Below are 22,327 nucleotides of genomic sequence, written 5' to 3'. Positions count from 1 at the left end.
CGGAAAGTGATGCGATGTTTGAACTGCTCAGTTTTGGAGATGCGGGTTGGGGTGACGAAATTTCCCGCGGATTGGTGACCACGTTGATCCTGGCTGTCATCTGCTTTGTCACCGGGACGTTCGTCGGGTTGATGCTGACGCTGCTGCGTCGTGCCGGGCGGTTTTCCCGGTTTGTCGTCGGGGCCTATGTGACCGTTTTGCGCGGGGTGCCAGAACTGCTGGTTATCTATCTGTTCTTCTTTGGCACCGGAGTATTTGTCCGCGGTGTCGCTGCCAGTTTTGGATATACCGAATATATCAACCTGAGTGGGTTTTTCCTGGCTGCACTTGCGCTAACCTGTATCACCGCAGCCTATTCCGCCGAAGTTTTTCGCGGTGCAGCTTCGAGCATTCCACCAGGCCAGGCTGAAGCCGCCCGTGCGTTTGGATTTAAACCCAGCAAAGCCTTTCGCCTGATCGAATTGCCACAGCTGATAGTCGTGGCGCTTCCTGGCTTGGGCAATATCTGGCTCATCTTGTTAAAGGACACCGCGCTGGTCAGCCTGACATCCGTGGCGGAGCTGATGCGGCAATCAACCGTTGCCGCTGGCGCCACCTTCCGGCCCTTTACGTTTTACGCCATAGCCGCTGCCATCTATTTCATTATCTCGATGTTTTCCGAACGGGCGGTCACGGCTGTTGAACGGCGCATTGCCATCACAGGAGAGCGGTAATGGAGTGGCATCTGTTCAAGGATTTTATCCCAAAATTACTCGCGGGAGTGCCGATCACGCTTGGTCTTTTGGCAGGGGCTTTGGCTTTGGGCGTCCTGCTGGGGGCGATCCTATGCTATCTTCGCGTCGCAAAGGTTCCGGTTTTGCGACATGGTGCAGTTTGCTATGTTTCGTTGTTTCGGGGCACCCCGATGTTGGTGCAGCTGTTTGCGATCTATTTTGGGTTGGGGCAGTTCGAAGCCGTCCGCGAAAGCATCGCTTGGCCATTGCTGCGCCATGCCTGGTTCTGTGCGTTCCTGACATTGGGACTCAATTCCGCGGCTTTCACATCCGAGATCTTGCGCGGCGGGTTATTGGGGTTGGAAAAGGGACAGCTGGAAGCCGCAAAGGCCTATGGGTTTTCGCGCTGGAAAAAGCTGCGCTTTGTCATTCTGCCGCAGCTCACGCGGATTAGCATCCCTGCCTATAGCAATGAAATTATTCTGGTGCTCAAGGGAACCTCTCTCGCCAGCACCATTTCTTTGTTGGAAATCACCGGGCTGGCCAAACAATTGTCGTCCAAACATTTCACCCCTTTCGAAGCCTTTATCAGCGCCGGCGTGGTCTATTTGGCTATCGTCTTTGCGCTGACCTTTTTGATGCAATGGGTTGAACGGCGGCTCGATCACTGAGGAAACATTCAAAACGAGGAGCGAGAGAATGCCAAATGTTAGAGCACTGCAATCCCAGATGTCGGTAGCTTTCCTGACATTGGCGACCTGCCTTGGCGGGGCCGCCAGTGCGGCGGACCTGCCAGCCCCGGAGGGGTTGTCTGATTTTCTGGAACCTGATGCTGCATGGGAGCTGGTATACAGTGCGGCCTGTTTCACCGAAGGCATTGCCGCTAGCGCGAAGGGCGATGTGTATTTCAGCGACATCATGTCATCAGGTGATTGCTCGGCCGAGGGGCATCAGGAAGGCGCAATCTTCAAATACGACGCTCAGGAGAAGCAGGTCTCGCTTTTCCGTTCTCCCAGCGGGCAGTCAAACGGCTTGTACATGGCCGAAGATGGAGATCTCTATGCGGCGCAGGGAGCAGATTTTGGCGGTCGTCGTATTTCCCGGATCGATGCAGAAACCGGACGGGCCCACATTATTGCGCATAGTTTTCAGGGGCGGCGGCTGAATTCTCCAAACGATCTGACGATGGGGCCGGGCGGGCTGATCTATTTCAGCGATCCCCGATATGCTGGGCATGAAACCATCGAGCAACCCATTCAAGGCGTCTATCGAGTAGAAAACGATGGTTCTGTTACTCTGGTGGTCGCGGATGCGGTCAAACCCAATGGGATCGCCTTTTCCCCTGATGGATCAAAGCTTTATGTGGCGGCGGCGAATGATAACAGTTCAACCGATTACACACGCCACGCCAAAGACCAGCCAGTCCATGCAGGCCTGATGGCCGTTCTGGAATATCCGATGAACGACGATGGCACACTGGGTGCGCGCAGCATTCTGATCGACTATGCTCAGGTCAATACCTTTGGGCCTGACGGCTTGAATACCGACAAAGACGGCAATCTTTATGTGGCTCTTTTTGGCGTCGATGATCCGGGAGTTTATGTCTATTCCCCAACCGGAGATGTGATCGGGCACCTACCAACTGGCGAGGTCTGGCCGACAAACACAGAATTCGTTCGTGACCCCGACGGCACCACCTATCTTTACATGACCGGCGGAGCTGATCTCTATCGTATCAAGATGAAGTAGCCGCTTGCGGTCGGGAAAGAAAAGGCCGCTGACCTAGTATGGATCAGCGGCCTCTATGGGTTTAGCTGCTTTGTTTTGCCAGGGACAACAGCGCCTTGGCCGCAGCGATGTCTTCCAGTCCCAGCCCGATCGAGCGGAAAAATACCGGTTTACCTTGGCTGGGGCGCGGGCAGGTTTCAGTGACCAAAGTGGCCAGATCTCCCATGATTGCCTCTTTACTCCAGCCATGATCACGCGCAGCCAGAACCATTTCACCTGCTGAATCTGGTGTCGTCGCCTGGGCGTCGCAATAGACTTGTGCCTGGTTTAGCCAAGCAGGATCAACCTCATGTGCCTGTGCGACATTTGTACTGATCGAAGTCACGAGGGTGTTCGCGCCGATGGTTGCAGTGTCGATCACTGGTGTGCCGGAAGAGGTGCATAGCATCACCACATCCGCGCCATCGCTGGCCATCTCTGGGCTGCTGGCAAATTGGATGTAGCTGGCCAGCGCGCGCCAAGTGTCTTGCGCAGCGATGTCATCTGCAAGCGAGCGCGAATACACTGTGACAGATGACCAGTTACGCAGCTTGCAGGCATGGCGATAATGCGCCTGAGCAACCGCACCGGAGCCGATGATGGCCAATCGCTTGGCGCTCTCTGGAGCCAGGAGGTCGACGGCCAGTGCTGTGGTTCCGGCGGTGCGTTCCGTGGTCAACTGGCCTGAATCACATAGTAGCAAAGGCTGGCCGGTTTCCATCGACATCAGCAAGGTCCAGGCGGTGATGATTGGTGCGTCTTTTGTGACCAGATAGGGCGATAATTTTGCGCCAAATACACCCGCAGTACCCTGGGCGCCCAAATAGGTGATAAAGTCTCCGCGATCCTCAGGAAATAAAGTCACGCTTTGTGAGGGTTGAACGGCTTGTTTCTGCCCCAGCTCCGCAAACATTGCACGCAGCTCGTGGGCCAGGTCGATCCGAGGTGCCAGTTCGGCAACCTGGTCTGCATTCAAAATGATCGGTGTGTCAGTCATGCTATTGTCCTTGTGCAAAGAGTGTCGGTCAACGCCTGCATGAAGGCTTGACCCCGCTGCAATTGTGCGGCGGTGATAAATTCGTCAGGCTTATGGGCCTGTTCGATACTGCCCGGGCCACAGATCACGGTGTCGTAGCCAGAGGCTTGAAAATGTCCCGCTTCGGTCTGATACGACACAAACCTGTCAGCATTATCGCCAGTTAACCTGCGGGCCAATGCGGTGGCTGCCCCGTCCGGATCAGCGATCATCGCTGGAACAGTTTCGGTTATTTCAAGCTCAATATGCGCTTCTGGATGCTCCACTTGCATGTCGCGTTCGATGGCTTTCAAAAGGGCCCGATAGGGATCAATCCAATCGCTGGCTTTCTCGCCGGGCAAATGGCGAATGTCGCTTTCAAAAGAGCAGTTTTCTGGCACAGTATTGAGTGCGACCCCTCCCGTGATAGTGCCAACCTGCAGGGTGGAATAGGGTGGCACAAAGCCGTCACCCGCTGATTGTTTGCGGCTTTTTTCCATCTGTGCGGCATGCCAAGAAATTGCTTTGGCAGCATGGTTGATGGCTGAGACGCCGAGGTCCGGACGCGAGGAATGGGCCGCCTTGCCGGTGATACGCGTCACCATCCCAATGCCACCTTTGTGACCGCGTACAACATTCATCTCTGTTGGTTCACCAACAATAACCACTTCGGCAGGTGGAAAGTGTCGCGCCAACTCCGCCAACAAGGGTGGGCTGCCGAGGCAGCCAATCTCTTCGTCAAACGAAAATGCCAGCTGCACCGGACGACAAAGGGGGGCGGCGACCATCTGCGGCACAGCGGCCAAGGTCAGGGCAAGAAACCCCTTCATGTCGCAAGTCCCACGACCAAAATACTTGCCGTCTCGGGCGACCAGTTCAAACGGGTTCGATGCCCAAGCCTGGCCTGTGACAGGGACAACGTCGGTGTGACCAGAGAGGATCACACCACCGGCTTCATCTGGCCCGATCTGGGCAATCAGACCCTGTTTTTGACCGCTCGCGTCTGGAAAGACATGGAAGCGCACATCATGGCTGTCCAGATAGCTCGCGATGAACGCAATCAGGTTAATGTTGGATTGGTCTGAGATCGTAGGGAAACTGACCAATTTCTCCAGCAAAGATAATGTCGGGGCGAGGTCCGCGCTCATTCAGCGACTGCCTTGAGATCGTTGTAGACCGTAGCCCGACTAACCGAGAGAACCCGGGCAACATAAGCGGCTGCGTTTCGTTCGGACAGGGCGCCAGAGCTCTCCAGGGCCGCGACAAGCTCACGACGGGCCTCGCGGCTCAGCTCTTCAACACGCAGGGACCGTGTTGCACACCAGTCGCTGACAAATACATTGAGATTTTCGTGCCAATCATTGCGAAACAGTGCTTCCGGTTGCACCTTGGGAGAGCGCGCAGGGAGCAGGCTACGGACGGCCCGTTGCAGGTTTTGCAGGTCAGCCTGATCATGGTTGATACACAAAACGAACTGGGCATTGCCGGCATCATCGCGGACCACAACGCTGATGGACCGCAGAACGCTGCCGTCCCAGTTCACTTTCTCATAGGGGCCAATGACATCCTCGCTGGGGTGGAAATCGATCTCATGCATGTTGGAAGGATCGCCAGGTTGGCGTTGGGAAAAGGGGTTGGCAATATAGGCAATGGTTTCAGTGCTTAGATCATGCAGGACGACTTCGTTTCGGGTGCCAAAAAGCAGCGGGATCGCGTCAGCCAGGGCCTTGCTATTGGTGAGCAGAGTTTTGCGGTCCAACATAGCCTATCGGCCCTCCATAATGTCACGGGTAAGATCGTTCATATGGTTCAACCCTTTGCGTAGGTGGTCTTCGGGCAAGGCAGAACTGAACCTGAAATGGTTTTCGACACCAAACCGCGCTCCCGGAATAACCAAAAGGTCCTTTTCGCGCAGGAGGCGCGCGGCAAATTCTTCGGAGCCGATCGGCAGATTAAAGTGTACAAATGACATGGCCGAGGCATGTGGAGCCACGGTCTCAAACACACCCTGGTGCCGCCCCAGCTCTTCGGTCAGGATATCAAATCCGGTACGGATGAGCTTGCGGGCGCGCGCCTTTAATTTGGAGCGGGCGGGCTCAGCCAGGGCGTGGTCAGCCAGCTCCATCGACAGCATTGAGGCCGAAATGGATGCATATTCATGACGCCGCCAGCATTGTTCGATGATCTCTTCTGGCCCTACCAGCCAGCCTAAACGCAGCCCGGGCAACCCATAGGCTTTGGACATCGAGTTGACAATAAGCACCCTGTCGTAGGTGCCCCAGAATGAGGGCGTTTCCACGTCTCCCTCGCGTTCGGTCCCAGCATAGACTTCATCTGCCACGATCCAGGCTCCCACCCGGTTTGCAGCAGCGATAATCTGAGCGCGGTCTTCCACTGTCAGGACGCAGCCGGTTGGGTTATTCGGGTTCACAACGTGAATAATACGTGTTTTTTCGTTCACCGCTGCCGCCAGCGCCTGGGCGTCAATGCCCCATTCGTTGGCTTCGATCAGATCGACCCAGCGGACTTCATTGCCATTGTTTTGTGCGTTGCCTGAAATCTGCTCATAGGTGGGGCGAAAGCAGACTACATTGTCGCCTGGCTTCAACAGGGTATTTGCGACCAGGGTGTTTGCCTCGGTTGCGCCTGTGGTGATCATTACGCCCTCTGGGCTGGAACCAGGATAGAAACCAGCGATAGTCTCTCGCAGTGATTGCTTGCCATTTACCTGTGGATAATCGATCAACGTCGACATAAATGCGTCGGTGTCGATCTCCGCCATATCTGCCAATTCTTGCAGCGACATGGGATGCACACCGCTTTCTGAAAAGTTGTAAACAACTCCGTGTTCCAGCTCTGACAGATACTGTTCCACCTTGAACGTGTGATAGGCTTCATTTCTCATTCGGAAGGTCCTTTTCCATCAGCGGGGTAGTCTGTGGTTTCCAGATTGACCAATTTGTACAAATTAGATATTTCAGTCTACAAGCTGCGTCAATACGCTTTGGAGACTGAAGATGATTGAACTGGACAGGCCTGGCATACAGAAGTTGGTGGACAATAACGCCGGGTCAGAGGCCGTTCGTCACGCCTATATCGCGCAGGCCGAAGGTCGGGTCCAATCGCCCCCTGTTGCATGGCTCGATTTTAAAGCTGCGAATGGCGAGTGTCATGTAAAAACTGGCTACATCACCGGCAGCGAAGGCTTTGCTATCAAGATTGCCACCGGGTTTTACGACAACCCAGAGCGCGGGCTGGCAACATCCAACGGAATGCTCCTTGTATTCAGTGCGCAGACTGGTGAACCGTTGGCGGTTCTAAAAGACGACGGATGGCTGACGGACCTGCGCACTGGGTACTCTGGGGCGCTTGCAACCCATGCTTTGGCGCGTAAGGGCTATCGCGACGTGCTGATTGTCGGGGCGGGGATCCAGTGTTTGCACCAGGCCCAGTCCCTGCAACGTCTTGCCGGAGAAATACCGCTGACTTTCAAAATTTGGGCGCGTCATTCCGATCGTGCCAAAGCCGCAGCCGATAGGCTAAGCGCTGCGGGGCTTGAGGCGAGGCCGGTAACAGATCTGCAATCCGCTGCGGGTGCGGTTGACGCCATCATCACAATTACCCCTTCAAAAACACCATTGATTTTTCGAGACTGGGTTCGAGCGGGCACGCATATCACTGCAGTGGGTGCCGACTGTCCTGGCAAACAGGAATTGGATGTCGATCTGGTCGCCCGGGCTGATCTTCTGATTTGTGATCTGGCGGAGCAAGCCCTGCATGAGGGGGAGTTTCAAAGCGCCTTCGCCGCAGGGAGAGTTGCAGAAAAAGATCTGGTCGCATTGGGCCATGTGCTTTCAGGAGCCCACCCAGGCCGGCTTGATGATCGGGCGATTACAATTGCAGATCTGAGCGGTCTTGCTGCTTTGGATGCGGCAACAGCTTTGACAATAGTGCAGGCCTTCCGACAGCAGACAACCCAAAAGGTGAAATCATGACCAGCCCCAGTACTCTCATCCTGCAGTCTGCAGTACGCTCAGCCACTGTCAGGCGCCGTATCGCTCCAATGGTTCGAAAGACGCCGGTGCTGGCGTCGCGTATGGTCCTAAACCAGGGAACCCAACTTTTTTACAAAACTGAAAATTTGCAGACAACTGGGTCATTTAAGTTTCGAGGCGCAAGTGCAAAGCTGACGTCTTTGCCGACGGACCGCCCGGTGATTACCGCCTCTACCGGCAATCACGGTATTGCCTGCTCCGTTGCTGCGCAGAAAACGGGCCATGATCTAACAGTGGTGGTACCTTCCAATACCATTGCTCAAAAGCGGGAAAAGATTGAAAGCTATGGCACCCGGCTGATTATTGAAGGGTCCGACGGTGTTCTGGCCGAAGAGCACGCGCGTAGGCTTGCACAGACCCAGGGCTATACTTATGCCTCTCCTTACAACGACGCTGAAGTCATTGCGGGGCAGGGTACTATTGGTTTGGAACTGATTGAACAGCTGCCTCAGATCGATAACCTGTTTATCTCCATGGGCGGTGGGGGCCTCATCTCTGGGGTGGGAGCGGTGATCAAGGCGATATCCCCAGGCACCCGTATTATCGGGGTCAGCGCGGTCAACACAGCGGCCCTGGCGGCGGCTATCAAGGCTGGCAAGATTGTCGAAACCGAGCATCATGACACATTGGCCGATGGCGTGGCTGGCGGCGTAGATGCAGGGTCGCTTACCCTGCCGATGGCCAGTGAGGTAATCGACGAGATCATTCATATTGCCGAGGATGGAATTGCCCTGGGATTGAAGGCCCTAGCATGGACAGAAAACATGATCGTCGAAGGGGCGGCTGCCCTGGCCCTGGCCCCAATTCTCTCGGATCCTGACCGGTTTGAAGGCAAGGTGAATGTGGTGCTGCTATGCGGAGCCAACTATGATCAAGACAGGGTGCGGGCAGTCTTGTGAACTGGGAGTTCATAGGCCACTGGGGCAGCGGTCGCGGCTGTGAACTGGCCAAGATTGTCTGACATGGATGGGAAGGGCATTGGCAACTTGTTTGCGCGTTCTGAACTGGTTACCGCTCACGCATGAGAATCCCGCCCCAAATGCTACGCCTGAAAGGTTTTCGTTTCCCGCGTGAAATCACCGCCTGTGCCGTCTGGGTCTACCATCGTTTTGCGCCCAGCACCGCCGATGTCGAAGATCTTCTCGCTGAACGCGGAGTTATGCGGCGGGTGTTTTGCTGGTGTCGGGCTCCTGGTAGATCGGCAGCAGCCGCATGAGCCGCATCAAACGTCGGGCACTATGCCGCCGGCAGGCTTGGGTGTTGCGCTTCATATGACGTGCCATTTGGCGCGATCTGGACCACGGCGTCTCCAAGAACCGCTTGTCGATCACCGCCATAAACCGCAGGTTCTCGGCGCTCTCGTCCTTCGGCACATAGGGCCAATAGGATCGGGTCAGCGTCAGCAGCTGAATTTGACGGCGCAGGCTCAGCTGGGGGCAATGCTGGTGTTTCCCCCGCCTACCAAGCATCCACATAACGGTCACTGCAACTGCTGGGGCTGACAGTGGCCACAACGCGTGAGATTTCTTCGCGGGTCTGGGCCGGATCAATCACCGCGTCAAACTCCAGAAGGCTTGCTGCATTCAAGGCTGAGCCGTTTTGGTATAGCTCGGCCACCAACCGCTGGTACTCGGCTTCGCGTTCTATTGGGTCCTCTATAGCGGCCAAATGGTCCCGATGCCCCAGCTTGACGGCCCCTTCCAGCCCCATGGCCCCGACTTCGCCTGTTGGCCAGGCGCAGCAATAATGTGGTCGGTCAAAGCCGCCCCCAGCCATTGCCATCGCCCCCAACCCATAGGCCTTGCGCAGGATAACCGTCACCAAAGGCTGGCTGAAATGGGCCCCTGCAAGGAACAGCCGCGAGATATGTGCCACCTGTCCCGTCTCTTCGATCGCAGGCCCCACCATAAAACCCGGTGTGTCGCACAGGGTCACGACGGGTAGCCCCCAGGCATCACAGAGTTGCAGAAACCGGGCGCCTTTGTCGCCGGCAGGCGCATCGATGGCTCCACCTAAATGCAGCGGGTTATTCGCCAGAACCCCAAAGGCCTGTCCCTTTATGCGGATGAAGCCGGTGATCATCCCCTGGCCAAAGTCGCGGCGCAGTTCCAGAAAACTACCCGGATCCGCCAACGCGTCGAGTGCCTCGCGCATGTCATAAGCGCGGGTGAGATCCGCAGGGACAACACTGCGCAGGGCCACCACCGGTGGGCCCGCCTGATCAGCCTCATCTGCGTCATCCATATGCGGCAGCGCAAGCAGCACCTTGGCAGCGGCCACCGCCCCGGCCTCATCCGCGCACAACAGATCAATGACACCGTTTGCCTTTTGAACTTCGGAGGGCCCTATGTCATGGGCCTGCACTATGCCCAGGCCTCCGCCTTCGATCATCGCCGGTCCCCCCATGCCGATCCAGCTGTTTTGGGTGGCAATACGAAGATTGCACAGACCAAATAGCGCCGCATTTCCGGCAAAACACAGCCCGGCCGCAATGCCAATTTTGGGGCCCTTATAAGCGGCAAAGTGGCGAAAAGAGGGAACATTCAGCCCGGCCACCATGAGGGGGGCCATGTCATAGTCATTTGGCCGCCCGCCGCCGCCTTCAGCAAAAAGAACAATTGGCAGGTTGTCCCGCCCGGCACGCTCAATCAAGCGGTCCATCTTGCGGTGGTGATTGTAGCCCTGGGTGCCAGCAATAACCATGTAGTCAACCGCCATGGCAGCCACGGGCCGCCCCTGCACAGTCCCGGTACCACAAATAATCCCATCCCCCTGAGTGCGCGACTGCAGCTCCGACAGCGGGCGTTTGGTGCGTTGGGCAGCAACCGCGAGAGCACCGTATTCCGTAAACGAACCGGGGTCGAACAGATCCTCGATGTTTTCCCGCGCTGTCCGGCCGCCAGATTGATGGCGCTTGGTAACCGCCTTTGCCCTGCTACTATCCGCAAGCAGTGCCATACGCGCTTCAAACTCACTAAAGTCCAACCGCTGCCCCTGTGTATCCTGCGACACCTGCAACGACACCTCAGCCGGTTCAAAGCTGATCAGCGGCTCGCCACCACGCAACTCATCCCCGGTCGACACATGCAGGGAGGTGATCACCCCGCTTTCACCGGCGCGGATCTCATGCTGCATTTTCATCAGCTCCGTCACCAGCAAAACTGTGCCAGTCGCCACCTCATCCCCCACCGCCACGCGGATTTCTGAGACAATGGCAGGGTTTTCCGCTTTGATGGTTTTCACGTCAGGCCTCTTGGGTTTTTGGACCTGAAATCACTGGTCCTGGTAGGTCTTCGAAAAGGGTCAGGCTTCAGCATGCGCCAGTTGCGCCGCCCTGTGCAAAGGACGTTCCGTCACATCAAAAATGGATTTTTCCAACCGGTCAAAGCGTTGACTTGCACGGTTCAGGTGATCAACTTTGGCTAGCATTCCGCATCGCAGCAAACTGAAAGGTCGCAACATGCAGATCACGTCTATGATCAAACGGGCCGCCCAGATCAATCCCGATGGGATTGCAACGATATTCCAGGACCGCCAACAAAGCTGGAACCAGATGCTGGACCGTGTGGCCCGTCTGGCGGGCGCGCTGCAAGGGTTGGGTATGAAGCCCGGTGACCGTGTCGCTCTGGTTTCGCTGAACTCGGATCGCTTTATCGAATACTATTTTGCGGTGGTCTGGGGCGGTGGCGCGATGATGCCGATGAATATCCGTTGGAGCCCTGCCGAATGCGCCTATGCGCTCAACGATGCCGGGGCCGAAATCCTGATCTGTGATGAGACCTTCAAAGACCTGGCCGCCGAGGTGAAACCACAAGTGGCAGGCCTGAAGACGTTGATCTATGCCGGAGACGGCGAGACGCCAGAGAGCATGCAAAACTACGAAGCGCTGATCTCCGCTGCCCAACCCGCCAAGGATGCCGAACGCAACGGCGATGATCTGGCCGGCGTCTTTTACACCGGGGGCACCACCGGGTTTCCCAAAGGGGTGATGCTGTCTCATACCAACATGTATGTGGGCGCGGTGGCAAATGCCCATGACATCAATATGCACGACAGAACCGTGTATCTGCACGCGGCACCAATGTTTCACATCGCCGACCTGCTGTGGTTCACCGCTGTTACCCTGATGGCAGGCACCCATGTCATCATCCCGATGTTCACGCCCGAAGGCACCCTGGAGGCGATCGAGAAACATCAACCAGACCAGGTCTTGCTGGTGCCGGTCATGTTGCAGATGGTGCTGCAAAGCGACAGGCTGGCGCAGACGGATATCTCGTCTTTGCGCCAGATTGCCTATGGCGCTTCGCCAATCACCGAGGCCGTTCTGAAAGAGGCTTTTGAGAAATTTCCCAATGTTTCGTTTCTGCAGGCCTTTGGGCAAACCGAGCTCAGTCCGGTGGCGACCATTTTACCCTCTGAGTACCATGTGTTTGAAGGCCCCAAAGCAGGTAAGCTGCGCTCCGCCGGACGGGCGACACGGGTCTGCGAAATTCGCATTGTCGATGATCAGCAACAAGAAGTCGCCAAGGGAGATGTCGGCCAAATTGCCGTCAAAGGGCCAACCACCATGCTTGGCTATTGGAACAAACCTGAGGTAACCGCCGAAACCATTATCGATGGTTGGGTCATGACCGGGGATGCGGGCTATATGGACGAGGACGGATTTGTCTTTCTGGTGGACCGGGTCAAGGACATGATCGTGTCAGGCGGCGAAAACGTCTATTCCGCTGAGGTAGAGAATGCACTGGGCCAACACCCCGCCGTCGCAACAAGTGCAGTGATTGGTATTCCCAGCGATCAATGGGGCGAAAGTGTCCATGCCCTTGTCATCCTGCACCCGGATGCTGCTGTCACCACCCAAGAGCTGCAAGCGCACTGCCACACTCTGATCGCCGGATACAAATGCCCACGCAGCATCGAATACCGCACAGATCCCTTCCCCCTGTCCGGAGCGAATAAGGTGCTGAAAACCGAGTTGCGCAAACCATACTGGCAAGGGCAACAGCGTCAGATCTCCTGAATTGGTCTTAATGCGCATATCAGGCAGCCGAAGAGCCTTTAAGTAATTGACGATAAAGAGAGTTTCCGGGCCACGTTAGGCGGTGGAGGTTGCGAATCATAAGGCGCTAGGAAATGCCCACCTATGATTTCACTGGGTGAACCGCCCCTTGTTTTCCGGAGACCCAGAAGTAAGGATACTGGGTCATGGGAAAGACGAAGAACGGAACACGCTACCCAGAGAAACTGCGCGCTCGATCGGTGCGGATGGTATTGGATCACGAGAGAGAATACGCGAGCAGATCGGCGGCAATATTTTCGATCTCTGAGAAGGTTGGGTGCAGCAGGGACAGCTTGCGCATCTGGGTCAAGCAGGATGAGACGGATACCGGCAAACGCGATGGCGCGACAACGGCTGAGTGAGATCGCATCAAGGAACTTGAGCGCGAGAACCGGCAGTTGCGTCAGGCCAATGAGATCCTAAAAAAGGCGTCTGCTTATTTTGCACAGGCGGAACTCGACCGCCCATTTCGCAAATGATTGCCTTCATCAAAGACTTTCGAGGGGAGCATGGGGTCGAGCCGATCTGCCACGTTCTGCAAATCGCCCCTTCGACTTTCTATGAACGCTTGGCCATTGAACGTAATCCTGACCGGGCTTCTGAGCGTGCTAAGCGCGATGCGTATCTGCGCAAGGAGATGAAGAACGTCTGGACGAAAAACCGATCTGTCTACGGCGCAAGAAAGCTGTGGCATGCAATGAAACGCGAGAAGATTGATATCGCTCGTTGCATGGTTGAGCGTTTGATGCGGCAACTCGGCATTCAAGGCGCCAGGCGCGGCAAGAAGATCAAGACGACCTGTGGTCAGCCTGCGGATCAATGCCCGCTGGACAAGGTCAATCGTGAGTTCAGGGCTTCAATGCCAAACGAGCTTTGGGTGTCAGCCTTCATGTTCGTCTCGACCTGGCGTGGGTTCGTCTATGTCGCGTTCGTCATTGATACCTTTGCCAACCGGATCGTCGGTTGGAAGGCATCAACAACACAGGACCCGCAATTTGTTCTGGATGCGCTCGAACAGGCGATCCATGCGCGCAGGCCAGCTGAGAAACTCATCCATCATTCGGATCGCGGCAGCCAAAATGTGTCGATCAAATAAACTGAACGCCTCACTGACGCCGGTTTGGAACCGCCCGTCTTTCAGCTCTTGAAGCGGGAGAAGGTCAGGCGACGGAAATACAAAACCCGCGAAGATGCGCGGCGGACATCTTTGAGGACACAGAGCTATTCTACAACCCGAAACGCAAGCACACGAACAACGGCATGCTGTCACCCGTTGACTTCGAAGAAAGACAGCTCAAACTGGAAAAGGCAGGCGTCTAGGAAACTTGGGGCACCTCACCGCGAGGGGGCGGCCAACACGGCGATGCCCGCATTCAGGCCGATCTCTTTGGGTTCCTCGTCATCCTGGGACGGCCATGAGAGCCCGGACAGAGACGTGATTGTTCCTTGATATGCGCCAGCGTCACCATGTCAGATCGCTGCCGACGGCTTGCAGGCCGAGTAGGGAACGCAGGCAAACCACCTGGGCGGGCATCCTTGATCCGGCACATACGACCAGTGGAAAACGCAGATCGGTGCTCCTGCCCTTTCGTGCATGTAACCATGCACTGCAGGGCAGTGGGTGTGCCGTGATCCATTTGTTCAGCGTCGACATGCCGACACCTAGATCGTCAGCCACCTGCAAACGCCTCTGCCCACTGGTCAACGCGACCCTTACCGCGTCTTGCGGAATTCGCCCGTCCGTTTCAGTCCCTTTGTTTATCTCGATTGCTGCAGTAAATGCTATCAAAGGCGCGGCAGCAAATCGCAACAGGTCCAAAGCCGTCGTTCGAGATATCAGGTAAACCGGATGTATTGGGAACTGAACTGCAGATTCTTTCGGGAACCCGAAGCTAAGCAATCCTACTGTGCTAAAGAATCTGACTCAGGAACTCTTGGGTTCGTGGATCACTGGCGTGGTCAAAGAATTCCGATGGAGATCCGTGTTCGACAATCACTCCCTTGTCGGTGAAATAGATATGGTCGGCCACTTCGCGGGCAAAGCCCATCTCATGTGTGACCAGGATGCAGGTCATGCCCTCTGCCGCCAGATCTTTGATCGTCACCAGGACCTCTTTGACCGTTTCAGGATCCAGAGCGGCGGTTACCTCGTCAAACAGCATGACATCCGGGCGCATTGCCAGGCTGCGCGCAATAGCAACACGCTGCTGTTGGCCCCCGGACAGCTCGCCCGGGTAGTTGTCTTCTTTGCCCTCCAGGCGCACTTTCTTGAGCAGGGCGCGGGCGCGGGTCTCGACTTCGGCGCGATCCTCATTGAGCACCTTGATCGGCGCCATCATGACGTTTTCCAGGGCTGATTTATGCGGAAACAGATTGTACTGCTGGAACACCATGCCAACCTTTTTGCGCAGCTCCAGCCGGTCGAGATCGTCGTCATGCACCTCTTGACCTTCGACGGTGATGGATCCGCCCTGGATATCGTTCAGCGCATTGATACAGCGGATCAGGGTCGATTTCCCTGACCCTGAGGGCCCGATGATACAAATCACCTCGCCCTTCATGATATCCATGCTCACGCCCTTGAGCACTTCGACAACTCCAAAGGATTTGCGCACGTTGTGGATCGAAATGATCGGTTGTTCGGGTGTCCAGTTTGTCATGATCCAGACCTTTCAGAGTTTGACGGCAAAGCGCTTTTCCAGCGCGATGGTGAAGCGGGCAATCGGGTAGCAATAGGCAAAGAACAGCGCCAAAGCGTAGCCAAAGAAGGGCACCAGCAGTTCCGGCCGATTGTTCTCAGCCTCCATGGCCTGCCGCGAGAAGGTGATGATTTCTCCGACGCCCAACAGGGAACAGAGCGGTGTGGCCATGGTCAGGATCGCGTACCAGTTCATCCAAGGCGGGATCATCCGCTTGAAACACTGTGGAAGGATGATCTGCCACAGAGTCTGGGTGCGGCTGAAAGATAGCGATTCAGCAGCTTCCCATTGCGCCGAGGGCACAGACATCACCGCACCGCGCACGATCTCGGAAATATTGGCCATGATTGGTAAGGACAGGCCGATGACCGCTTTCATCCAGGCAGGTACTGGGATGATGAAACCAAAGACATTGATCTCAAACGGGAAGGCCAACAATACGATGAACAGGATCACCAGCCAGGGCGCATTGCGAAACAACTGCGTGATGCCCCAGGCCAAACGTCGCAGCCAGATCCGGTTGGAGATCTGCCCAAGCCCCAGCGCAGCCCCAGCCAGGGTGCCGATCAACATGGCAAAGATCGAAATCACCACGTTGAAGACAAAGCCCTGCAGGGTCAGAAAGGGGATCCAACGCCAGAGCGCCGCAAAGGCATCAGGCATGCCATAGACACCGGACTGGGCAAAGGCAGCTGCGGGCCAGATCAACAGCAGAAGGACAATCACCTGTGGCGGAACGGAGGCCAGCCAGCGCAGCAGGAACATCTCATCATAGGCATGACCCGCCGGAGTGAAGGGTTTCAGGACAGCCAAGTCACTGCGGGGCGCAGAGCTGACGCCGGGGATGGAGTTACTGCCCATAGCCAGGGATCCTCATGTTGCGTTCCCAGGAGTTCATGCCAAAGACCAGCACCCCGACCAGCGCGATATAGACCACAAAAAGCAGCAACATCGTTGGGTTCTGGGCCGAGGGAAAATCGTTCCAAATCGACACGCTTTCATACAGAAGTTCGGGAACCGCGATGGCAAAGGCCTGGGTCGTGGTTTTGACCAGATTGACCAGGTTGTTGTTCAGCGCCGGGATCGAAACCCGCAGTGCCAGGGGAAACACCACATTGGTATAGGTCTGGGTGCGGCTCATCCCCAGCGCCTCGGCTGCTTCGCGGGTGGAATGCGGCACCGCTTCGATGCCTGCCCGGAAGATTTCGACGTTGAAGGCGCCCGCAAAGAACGACAGGGAAATGATCGCCCAGCCTGCATTTGAGATGATCGGGACTTCGGTCCAGCCATCCGGTCCGGTCACGACCGGGGTGAACTGCCCCAGGGCAAAGTAGAAAAACAGCAGCTGCACCAGCGGCGGCGTGTTGCGGAAGAACTGGATATAGCCCTGCACTGTGGCGCGCAGAAACCGGTTCCGCGCGCCCTGAAGCCAGGAGCCGATAATGCCGATGATCAGGGACAGGATCACGCAGGCCAGGCTCAGCTTTATTGTCATCCACAGGCCGGACAAAACGCGTCCGGCCTGTTTCTCATCATAGAGCCAGATGAAATTCCAACGGGGGAAGTCCTCGGCCAATTGCAGAAAGAATGCTTCAAATCCGGTCATGGCCGCATCTTCCCCCTTATTGTTGTTGGTTATTCAGTGATGTGATCAGACAGCTTGTCGTTCAGGCCCTGCAGATAGGCCGTTGGCTTGATGCCCCATTTGGCTTCCCACTCGATCAGGCTGCCGTCCTGGTGCCAGGCATATTGCATACCGGCCATGAAGCGACCAAAGACACAGGCTTCTTCCGCTTTTGGAACCGCTAGGCCCCAGGGGCTGTCGTCTTCTGAGGCCAAAGGCATTTCAAACTCTGCCCATTCGCCTGAGGCGATGGCGGAACCGATAGAGGAATCATCATAGACAAAGGCGACACATTTTTTGTCACGAAGGGCCTGGCGGGCCTCAGCTGAGCCGCCAAAGGCAACGATCTGGGCGCCGTATTTGTCTTCGATGATTTGGTTGTAGAATGCGCCCTGCACGCCACAGACCGGCTTGTCGCGCAGATCATCCCAGGCGGTGAAACCCAGCGACTTGGGGGCCAGGATATTGGTGCCGGAGGTATAATAGTTGGGCCCGACGATGCCGACGATCTCGCGGCGATCTGCCCGGTCGGTCATGGTGGCGATCATCAGGTCGATCTGACCTTGTTCCAGAAACTGCATCCGGTTTGAGGCCACAACAGGCATCAACTCCAGTTCGACACCCATGGTTTCGGCCACATCCCTAGCCATGTCTATTTCCATGCCAATGATGGATCCGTCGGTGTCGCGGAAACCCCAGGGCTTATAGTCAGCCTTGACGCCAACCACAATTTTGCCGCGCTCTTGAATGCGGGTCCAGCTGTCGTTGCTGCATTCGGCGGCGCTGCTGGCCACTGGTGCCAGGGCGATGCTGGTTGCGGCAGCGGTTGCGAGTAATGTCTTCATGTTTTCCTCCCTCGGAATATCCTGAAGACCAATTAGCAGGCAAAATTTCACCCTGTGAGTGACCAAAAAATTCCTCTGCCAGCGTAACTTTTTGACCGCCTCCGAATTTGGCGATTTTCTTGTCTTGTGCAGTCAGCTGCGGATAGATTGCCTGGAACTAGAAAACGGGGATAGGCCACGCAATGGACTGGTTGAGACGGATCGTCACGAGTTTTGGGGCGCTTGGCCTTTTGACCATGCCGCTCTGTGCGGAAACCTGGGTTGCAGGTTCGATGGAGGGGTTTGCTCCATTCAACTATTCAGTCGGTGATGAATACGCAGGCATTGACGTGCAGATCATGAACGAAGCGGCCGCCCGCATCGGCGTTGAATTGGAGCATCGCCCGATGCCCTGGAAACGCGTTTTGCTCGCTTTTGAATCCGGCGAGCTGGACGTGATCTTTCAACTGGCCCCCTCGCCAGAGCGGTTTGCCAATTGGCATATGGTTGGTCCTCTACGTCGCACCCGCACCGTATTTGTCACCACGTCAGACAGCCCGATACAGGACATAACAGAACTGGAAGACCTTGAGGGCCTGGTGGTGGGTGTTGTTGCCGGGTTTATCTATGAAGAAGCCTTCGACAATCACCCCGACCTGCTGCGTGAGGAATCGCTGGATGATTTCACCAATATTCGTAAGCTTCTGTTGGGGCGCTCGGATCTTGTCGTCGGCGGTTACGCAACCCTACTCTATGTCGCCAGCGAGCTTAACGCGCTGGAAAAGCTACGATTTCTACCAACCCCCCTTTCAGAGTATTCGCGCTACGTTGGCTTTCCCCGCACCCCTCGCGGCAAAGAGATGGCGGAACGCTTGCAAAAAGAGCTGGATCTCATGCAGGCCTCGGGTCGGATGGACAGTATCCTGCGCAGCCATCTTGCCCGATGAGACTGCCCTTCAAAGTCATCGGTATCACCCGCAAGATTGCGCTTGCTGCAGCCATTCTTGGGGTTTTGTCAGGACTGATCCTGGGGCTGGTTTTGCTGCTTCTGGAGCATGGGCAACGCATCGACACAGCCCGGCTGAACGCCGAACGCATCATTCGCGCCACACTGCCGCAGCTCGAAAGCGCCTATTGGGAAGTGGACGTGCCCGATGCGCGTTCCATTATGAACGGATTGTTCGAGGTTCCGGTAATCCAAGGCCTGCGTGTGGAAGATCCTCTGCTTAGTGACGCACTTCGAAACAGCAGTGGGCTGGTTGATCTATCCGCGCGGAAACCGGAAGTCGAAATCCAGTCCTGGCTGGCAGTTTTGTTCAAACGCGGCATCGAATTTGAGAGCCGCTCTTATGTGTTGTCCAACCCGCGTGATGGACAAGAGATTGGCCAACTGATCGTCGATTTTTCCTATCGCGCCGTCCAACAGGACATGGTGGCGCGCAGCTATGTCGTACTTGGCTCGAGTATTCTGCAGACACTTTTGGTGACCGGGGTTATCTTTTTGATGATTCAACTGGTTGTCATCCGACCATTGGCGCGACTGCAAGCGGCAGCGCTCAGGGTGCGTGATGGTCATTCCTTCCAGCTCAAAGGCCGTGATCAACGGATGTTCGACAGCGCACGTCAGGATGAAATCTCCCGGCTTGCCCGTGCCTTTCGCCGAACCGTAACCGAGTTGGAAGCCAGTCGCGATAATTTGCTGGAATTGGTGGATGAACGCACCACAGAACTCCTGGAGGCCCGCAACGAAGCCGTAAAGGCTTCACGCGCAAAATCGGTCTTTCTTGCCAATATGAGCCATGAGTTGCGCACCCCCTTAAATGCCATCGTCGGTCTTTCTGGGATTCTGCTGGAAATGGGCCAAAGCCGCAAATCTCTGCGTCACCTGACGGATATGCAGGCTGCTGCGGCGCAGCTTTCGGAAAATATCGACAGCATTCTAGATTTGTCCAAGATCGAAGCAGGCCGGTTGAGCCCCGAACAGGTCTGGTTTGATCTCGACGACCTGCTGGACGATGTGCTGACCCAAACTCGCGCTTTGTTGGGAGATAGACCTGTGCAATTGACATGGGACTATCAGCAGGGTCTCCCGCAAGACATCCGCACGGACCCGCTGCGACTGCGACAGATCTTGATGAACCTGGCCTCCAATGCGGTCAAATTTACTGAGAGTGGTGAGATCTGTCTTTCGGTCCATCATGTTGAAGAAACGCTGGTGTTCAGGGTCCGCGATACTGGCATCGGCATTGCGCCCGATCAATTGGCGGAGGTCTTCAAACCCTTTGGTCAGGCCGACAGTTCAACCACGCGGCAGTTTGGCGGTACCGGGCTTGGCCTGCCGATCGCTCAGCGGCTAGCCGAGGCACTGGGGGCAAAGCTTGATGTGGAGAGCACTCTTGGCCAAGGCTCGTGCTTTCGCTTGAGTATCACCCCGCCGACCCGACGGGGTGCTGCCATACCCCCAACGGAAACAGGGCTTTGCATTACGGGCTCCAGCGGTCCCGTACAGCAAATCAGACAAATCTCATACCGACTTGGCCTCAACCCAGAGGCGGAATGTCCGACATTTCATATCCAAGTTAGCAGTCGCCATGTCACCTTTTCACAAAGCGAAAACGGCACCGGCCTGTGTGAACATATAGAGCTTCCCATCACCAAACGGGAATTCAAGGAGGCTCTGGATGGCCTGCAGGAGGCCGGCGAAATCTCTCCCCCCGAAGGCCTGCCCCTCGCCTCAAGGGACGTGCTCATCGTCGAGGACAACCGGATCAACCTGTCCGTTTTTGTCGGGCTGATCGAAGCCTTGGGGGCCAATGTGCGAACGGCTTGCAACGGATTGGAGGCATTGGATCAGGTGGCCCAAGCCATGCCGGATGTGATTTTGATGGATCTGCACATGCCGCACATGGATGGGCATCGCGCCTTCGAGGTGCTTCAGGTGGATTTTGGCGCGTCCCTCGCTCCGGTTATTGCTGCCTCTGCCAACGCTACGCCTGAGGAGAACCTGCGATGCATCACGGCAGGTTTCGCCGATTTTCTGTCCAAACCAGTTAACCCTGCTCAGCTACGCCTCGTGTTGGAAAAAGAGGTATCACGGTCTGACAACACCTCTCAGGACCGCGTTTTTGATGCAGATCGCGGGGTGTTGCATGCGGGAGGGGATAGGGCTCTTTATGGGCGCAATCTCAGTCGATTTCATGTCGATTTGGCGGTTTGGCACCAGTCACTGCAGATCTTGGAGAGCAGCCCGGACCCCGCCTCTTTGCATGAACTTCTGCATGTCATCAGGGGCGCTGCGGCTACCATGGGCGCGATGGATCTGGCGGAAACAGTGCGCGGTGTGGGAGAGGTGAAACCAGATGTCGTGGCCGTAATCTCAGCAATTGAAAGGCTACAGCCACTGATAACCAAAGCGCTGCCGCTGGTGGACGAGAAAGCAGCAAACCCGCATCTATCCCTGGAGCAGATTGGGCAATTGATCTCCAAACACGATATGTCCGCCCTGGAGGCCATTCGTGGATTGGAAACGCTGAACTTGACCCCTCAGGGCGCTGCCGCATTCAAAGATCTCAGTCAGGCCTTAGAAGGTCTGGACTTTATCACCGCGGAAACAGCCTTTGCCCGCCTATTGACCTATCTTCAAGAGGATTGAAACTGGCCAATTTCGACCACCAACCGAGCCAACATATCTTCTGCCTTTTGCAGCCTATCGGCACGGCGGACCAAAAGGTTTTCCAGGGCTATCCTAGCCTGACGCAACTCGATGTGGCTGCGAATACGCGCCCGCAAAACCACAGGAACGATGGGCCGGGTGATGAAATCGCAGGCCCCTAGCTCCAATCCGCGGGTTTCATCCGTTGGATCATCCAGGCTTGTGACAAAAATGATGGGAATATCAGCCAGGCTTGCGGTTGCTTTGATCCGTTCGCAAACCTGATACCCGTCCAAATCAGGCATGCGAATATCCAGCAGGATCAAATCCACCGGCTCACCAGAAAGATACGAGAGGGCCTCAGCACCAGATGTTTGGGCAATCACCCGGTAGTTATCACTGAGCAGACCAAAGAGGTGGTGAATATTCGTTGGCGTATCATCCACTATCAGAAGCGTCGGCAAGGAATCGTCTTCGTGCACCTCTGGTGTCGGCGACTGTGGCAAAACCTCTGTTGGAGCATCCCCAGCCAACTCCCGGGCAGCCACGGCGATGGCCTGCAGGTTTGGAGATACAGTTGCATAGAACCTTTCCCCAAGAGGTCCTAAAAGCGCCCGATTGGCATCCCGCTTGAACAGGATAACGCCCAGGTGGCTCTCCATGGCGCGGATTTGTCGGCTTACCGCCTCGCGCGAAACATTTAGCTCCTCGGCAGCGGCAGTGAATGTGCCTAGGCGCCCAGCAGCCTCAAAGGCCAACAAAGCGGTCAGGGGGGGGAGATTGCGTTTCAGATATTTCATGAAATTGGATCAAACGGGAAAGCATAGCTATTCGCAAGTGGTAGCTTGTCTCGAGCTTGCATGCTTCACACAGAAACCCCCAATTTTTTATGGGGCACAGCCGTAGAATTCGTATGGCC

The 22,327-nt window shown here is 56.1% G+C and carries 20 protein-coding genes, 3 pseudogenes and 1 other annotated feature; of the genes and pseudogenes, 10 read left to right on the top strand and 13 right to left on the bottom strand.

Annotated elements, in window-relative coordinates; genetic code table 11:
- Window positions 1-14 precede the first annotated feature (14 nt).
- The 3 genes from ED661_RS02880 to ED661_RS02870 are packed head-to-tail and all read left to right on the top strand — an operon-like array spanning window position 15 to window position 2,462.
- Complete coding sequence (locus ED661_RS02880) at window positions 15-713, top strand: ABC transporter permease (protein WP_122072447.1); 699 nt, start codon at window positions 15-17, stop codon at window positions 711-713.
- Entirely contained in the window at window positions 713-1,384 is a 672-nt protein-coding gene (locus ED661_RS02875; protein WP_122072446.1) for an ABC transporter permease, read from the top strand. The genes ED661_RS02880 and ED661_RS02875 overlap by 1 nt, the downstream gene beginning before the upstream one ends.
- 28 nt (window positions 1,385-1,412) lie before the next feature.
- Window positions 1,413-2,462 (top strand): SMP-30/gluconolactonase/LRE family protein, encoded by a 1,050-nt coding sequence (locus ED661_RS02870; protein WP_122072445.1) that lies wholly within the window; start codon window positions 1,413-1,415, stop codon window positions 2,460-2,462.
- 61 nt (window positions 2,463-2,523) lie between these two features.
- Here ED661_RS02870 and ED661_RS02865 read toward each other — a convergent pair whose 3' ends face one another.
- From ED661_RS02865 to ED661_RS02850, 4 genes are read right to left on the bottom strand one after another with little or no spacing between them, the layout of a single operon-like run.
- Entirely contained in the window at window positions 2,524-3,477 is a 954-nt protein-coding gene (locus tag ED661_RS02865) for an ornithine cyclodeaminase family protein (protein WP_122072444.1), read from the bottom strand.
- Window positions 3,474-4,643 (bottom strand): acetylornithine deacetylase, encoded by a 1,170-nt coding sequence (argE, locus tag ED661_RS02860; RefSeq protein ID WP_122072443.1) that lies wholly within the window; start codon window positions 4,641-4,643, stop codon window positions 3,474-3,476. The genes ED661_RS02865 and argE overlap by 4 nt, the downstream gene beginning before the upstream one ends.
- A complete protein-coding gene (locus ED661_RS02855; protein WP_122072442.1) occupies window positions 4,640-5,257 on the bottom strand; it encodes a transcriptional regulator in 618 nt (205 codons plus the stop codon). Before ED661_RS02855 ends, argE begins: the two co-directional genes overlap by 4 nt.
- A 3-nt stretch (window positions 5,258-5,260) precedes the next feature.
- Window positions 5,261-6,400, bottom strand: coding sequence for an aminotransferase class I/II-fold pyridoxal phosphate-dependent enzyme (locus tag ED661_RS02850; protein WP_122072441.1), 1,140 nt, complete (start codon window positions 6,398-6,400; stop codon window positions 5,261-5,263).
- 112 nt (window positions 6,401-6,512) lie between these two features.
- Here ED661_RS02850 and ED661_RS02845 point away from each other — a divergent pair, with 112 nt between their 5' ends.
- The 3 genes and pseudogenes from ED661_RS02845 to ED661_RS02835 form a co-directional block, all read left to right on the top strand.
- A complete protein-coding gene (locus tag ED661_RS02845) occupies window positions 6,513-7,490 on the top strand; it encodes an ornithine cyclodeaminase family protein (RefSeq protein WP_122072440.1) in 978 nt (325 codons plus the stop codon).
- The gene (locus tag ED661_RS02840; RefSeq protein WP_122072439.1) at window positions 7,487-8,449 is read left to right on the top strand and encodes a pyridoxal-phosphate dependent enzyme; all 963 of its coding nucleotides are present in this window, start codon (window positions 7,487-7,489) and stop codon (window positions 8,447-8,449) included. The genes ED661_RS02845 and ED661_RS02840 overlap by 4 nt, the downstream gene beginning before the upstream one ends.
- Before the next feature lie 122 nt (window positions 8,450-8,571).
- Window positions 8,572-8,712, top strand: a pseudogene (locus ED661_RS02835) (IS6 family transposase); the annotation flags it as partial.
- Here ED661_RS02835 and ED661_RS21800 read toward each other — a convergent pair.
- Genes ED661_RS21800 through ED661_RS22320 form a run of 3 tightly spaced genes read right to left on the bottom strand, consistent with a single transcriptional unit; the run spans window position 8,708 to window position 10,979 of the window.
- Window positions 8,708-9,019 (bottom strand): hypothetical protein, encoded by a 312-nt coding sequence (locus ED661_RS21800; protein ID WP_162930002.1) that lies wholly within the window; start codon window positions 9,017-9,019, stop codon window positions 8,708-8,710. The pseudogene ED661_RS02835 and the gene ED661_RS21800 sit on opposite strands and share 5 nt — an antisense overlap.
- Window positions 9,009-10,793, bottom strand: a complete 1,785-nt coding sequence (locus ED661_RS02830; RefSeq protein WP_122072438.1) for a carboxyl transferase domain-containing protein — start codon at window positions 10,791-10,793, stop codon at window positions 9,009-9,011. Before ED661_RS02830 ends, ED661_RS21800 begins: the two co-directional genes overlap by 11 nt.
- A 60-nt stretch (window positions 10,794-10,853) precedes the next feature.
- On the bottom strand, window positions 10,854-10,979 hold the full coding sequence (locus ED661_RS22320) for a hypothetical protein (protein WP_256385547.1): 126 nt from the start codon (window positions 10,977-10,979) through the stop codon (window positions 10,854-10,856).
- 31 nt (window positions 10,980-11,010) lie between these two features.
- Between ED661_RS22320 and ED661_RS02825 the strand changes: the two genes are divergently transcribed.
- Complete coding sequence (locus tag ED661_RS02825) at window positions 11,011-12,570, top strand: long-chain-fatty-acid--CoA ligase (RefSeq protein ID WP_122072437.1); 1,560 nt, start codon at window positions 11,011-11,013, stop codon at window positions 12,568-12,570.
- A 185-nt stretch (window positions 12,571-12,755) separates the two neighbouring features.
- Window positions 12,756-13,702, top strand: a pseudogene (locus tag ED661_RS02815) (IS3 family transposase); the annotation flags it as partial.
- Window positions 13,043-13,159: a sequence feature (AL1L pseudoknot), on the top strand. (Overlaps the previous pseudogene by 117 nt.)
- A 255-nt stretch (window positions 13,703-13,957) precedes the next feature.
- Here ED661_RS02815 and ED661_RS22145 read toward each other — a convergent pair.
- The 5 genes and pseudogenes from ED661_RS22145 to ED661_RS02795 form a co-directional block, all read right to left on the bottom strand.
- A pseudogene (locus ED661_RS22145) lies at window positions 13,958-14,358 on the bottom strand (IS3 family transposase); the annotation flags it as partial.
- A 161-nt stretch (window positions 14,359-14,519) separates the two neighbouring features.
- Window positions 14,520-15,269: an amino acid ABC transporter ATP-binding protein gene (locus ED661_RS02810; RefSeq protein ID WP_162930014.1), complete on the bottom strand. Its 750-nt coding sequence runs from the start codon at window positions 15,267-15,269 to the stop codon at window positions 14,520-14,522.
- A 12-nt stretch (window positions 15,270-15,281) separates the two neighbouring features.
- Window positions 15,282-16,169, bottom strand: a complete 888-nt coding sequence (locus ED661_RS02805; RefSeq protein WP_122072433.1) for an amino acid ABC transporter permease — start codon at window positions 16,167-16,169, stop codon at window positions 15,282-15,284.
- A complete protein-coding gene (locus ED661_RS02800) occupies window positions 16,159-16,914 on the bottom strand; it encodes an amino acid ABC transporter permease (RefSeq protein ID WP_122072432.1) in 756 nt (251 codons plus the stop codon). The genes ED661_RS02805 and ED661_RS02800 overlap by 11 nt, the downstream gene beginning before the upstream one ends.
- 29 nt (window positions 16,915-16,943) lie before the next feature.
- Complete coding sequence (locus ED661_RS02795; RefSeq protein WP_122072431.1) at window positions 16,944-17,777, bottom strand: transporter substrate-binding domain-containing protein; 834 nt, start codon at window positions 17,775-17,777, stop codon at window positions 16,944-16,946.
- 182 nt (window positions 17,778-17,959) lie between these two features.
- Between ED661_RS02795 and ED661_RS02790 the strand changes: the two genes are divergently transcribed.
- Both ED661_RS02790 and ED661_RS02785 read left to right on the top strand, forming a co-directional pair.
- A complete protein-coding gene (locus ED661_RS02790; protein WP_122072430.1) occupies window positions 17,960-18,703 on the top strand; it encodes an ABC transporter substrate-binding protein in 744 nt (247 codons plus the stop codon).
- On the top strand, window positions 18,700-21,408 hold the full coding sequence (locus ED661_RS02785) for an ATP-binding protein (RefSeq protein ID WP_122072429.1): 2,709 nt from the start codon (window positions 18,700-18,702) through the stop codon (window positions 21,406-21,408). The genes ED661_RS02790 and ED661_RS02785 overlap by 4 nt, the downstream gene beginning before the upstream one ends.
- On the opposite strand, the gene ED661_RS02780 is transcribed toward ED661_RS02785, so the two are convergent.
- On the bottom strand, window positions 21,396-22,208 hold the full coding sequence (locus ED661_RS02780; protein WP_122072428.1) for a response regulator: 813 nt from the start codon (window positions 22,206-22,208) through the stop codon (window positions 21,396-21,398). The genes ED661_RS02785 and ED661_RS02780 overlap by 13 nt on opposite strands.
- Window positions 22,209-22,327: the final 119 nt, after the last annotated feature.

Origin of the sequence: Pseudophaeobacter sp. EL27 (genome assembly GCF_900313025.1) — a bacterium.
Lineage (GTDB): Bacteria > Pseudomonadota > Alphaproteobacteria > Rhodobacterales > Rhodobacteraceae > Pseudophaeobacter.
Note: the sequence above shows the minus strand (reverse complement) of the source record. Positions and strands in the feature narration are given on the sequence as shown.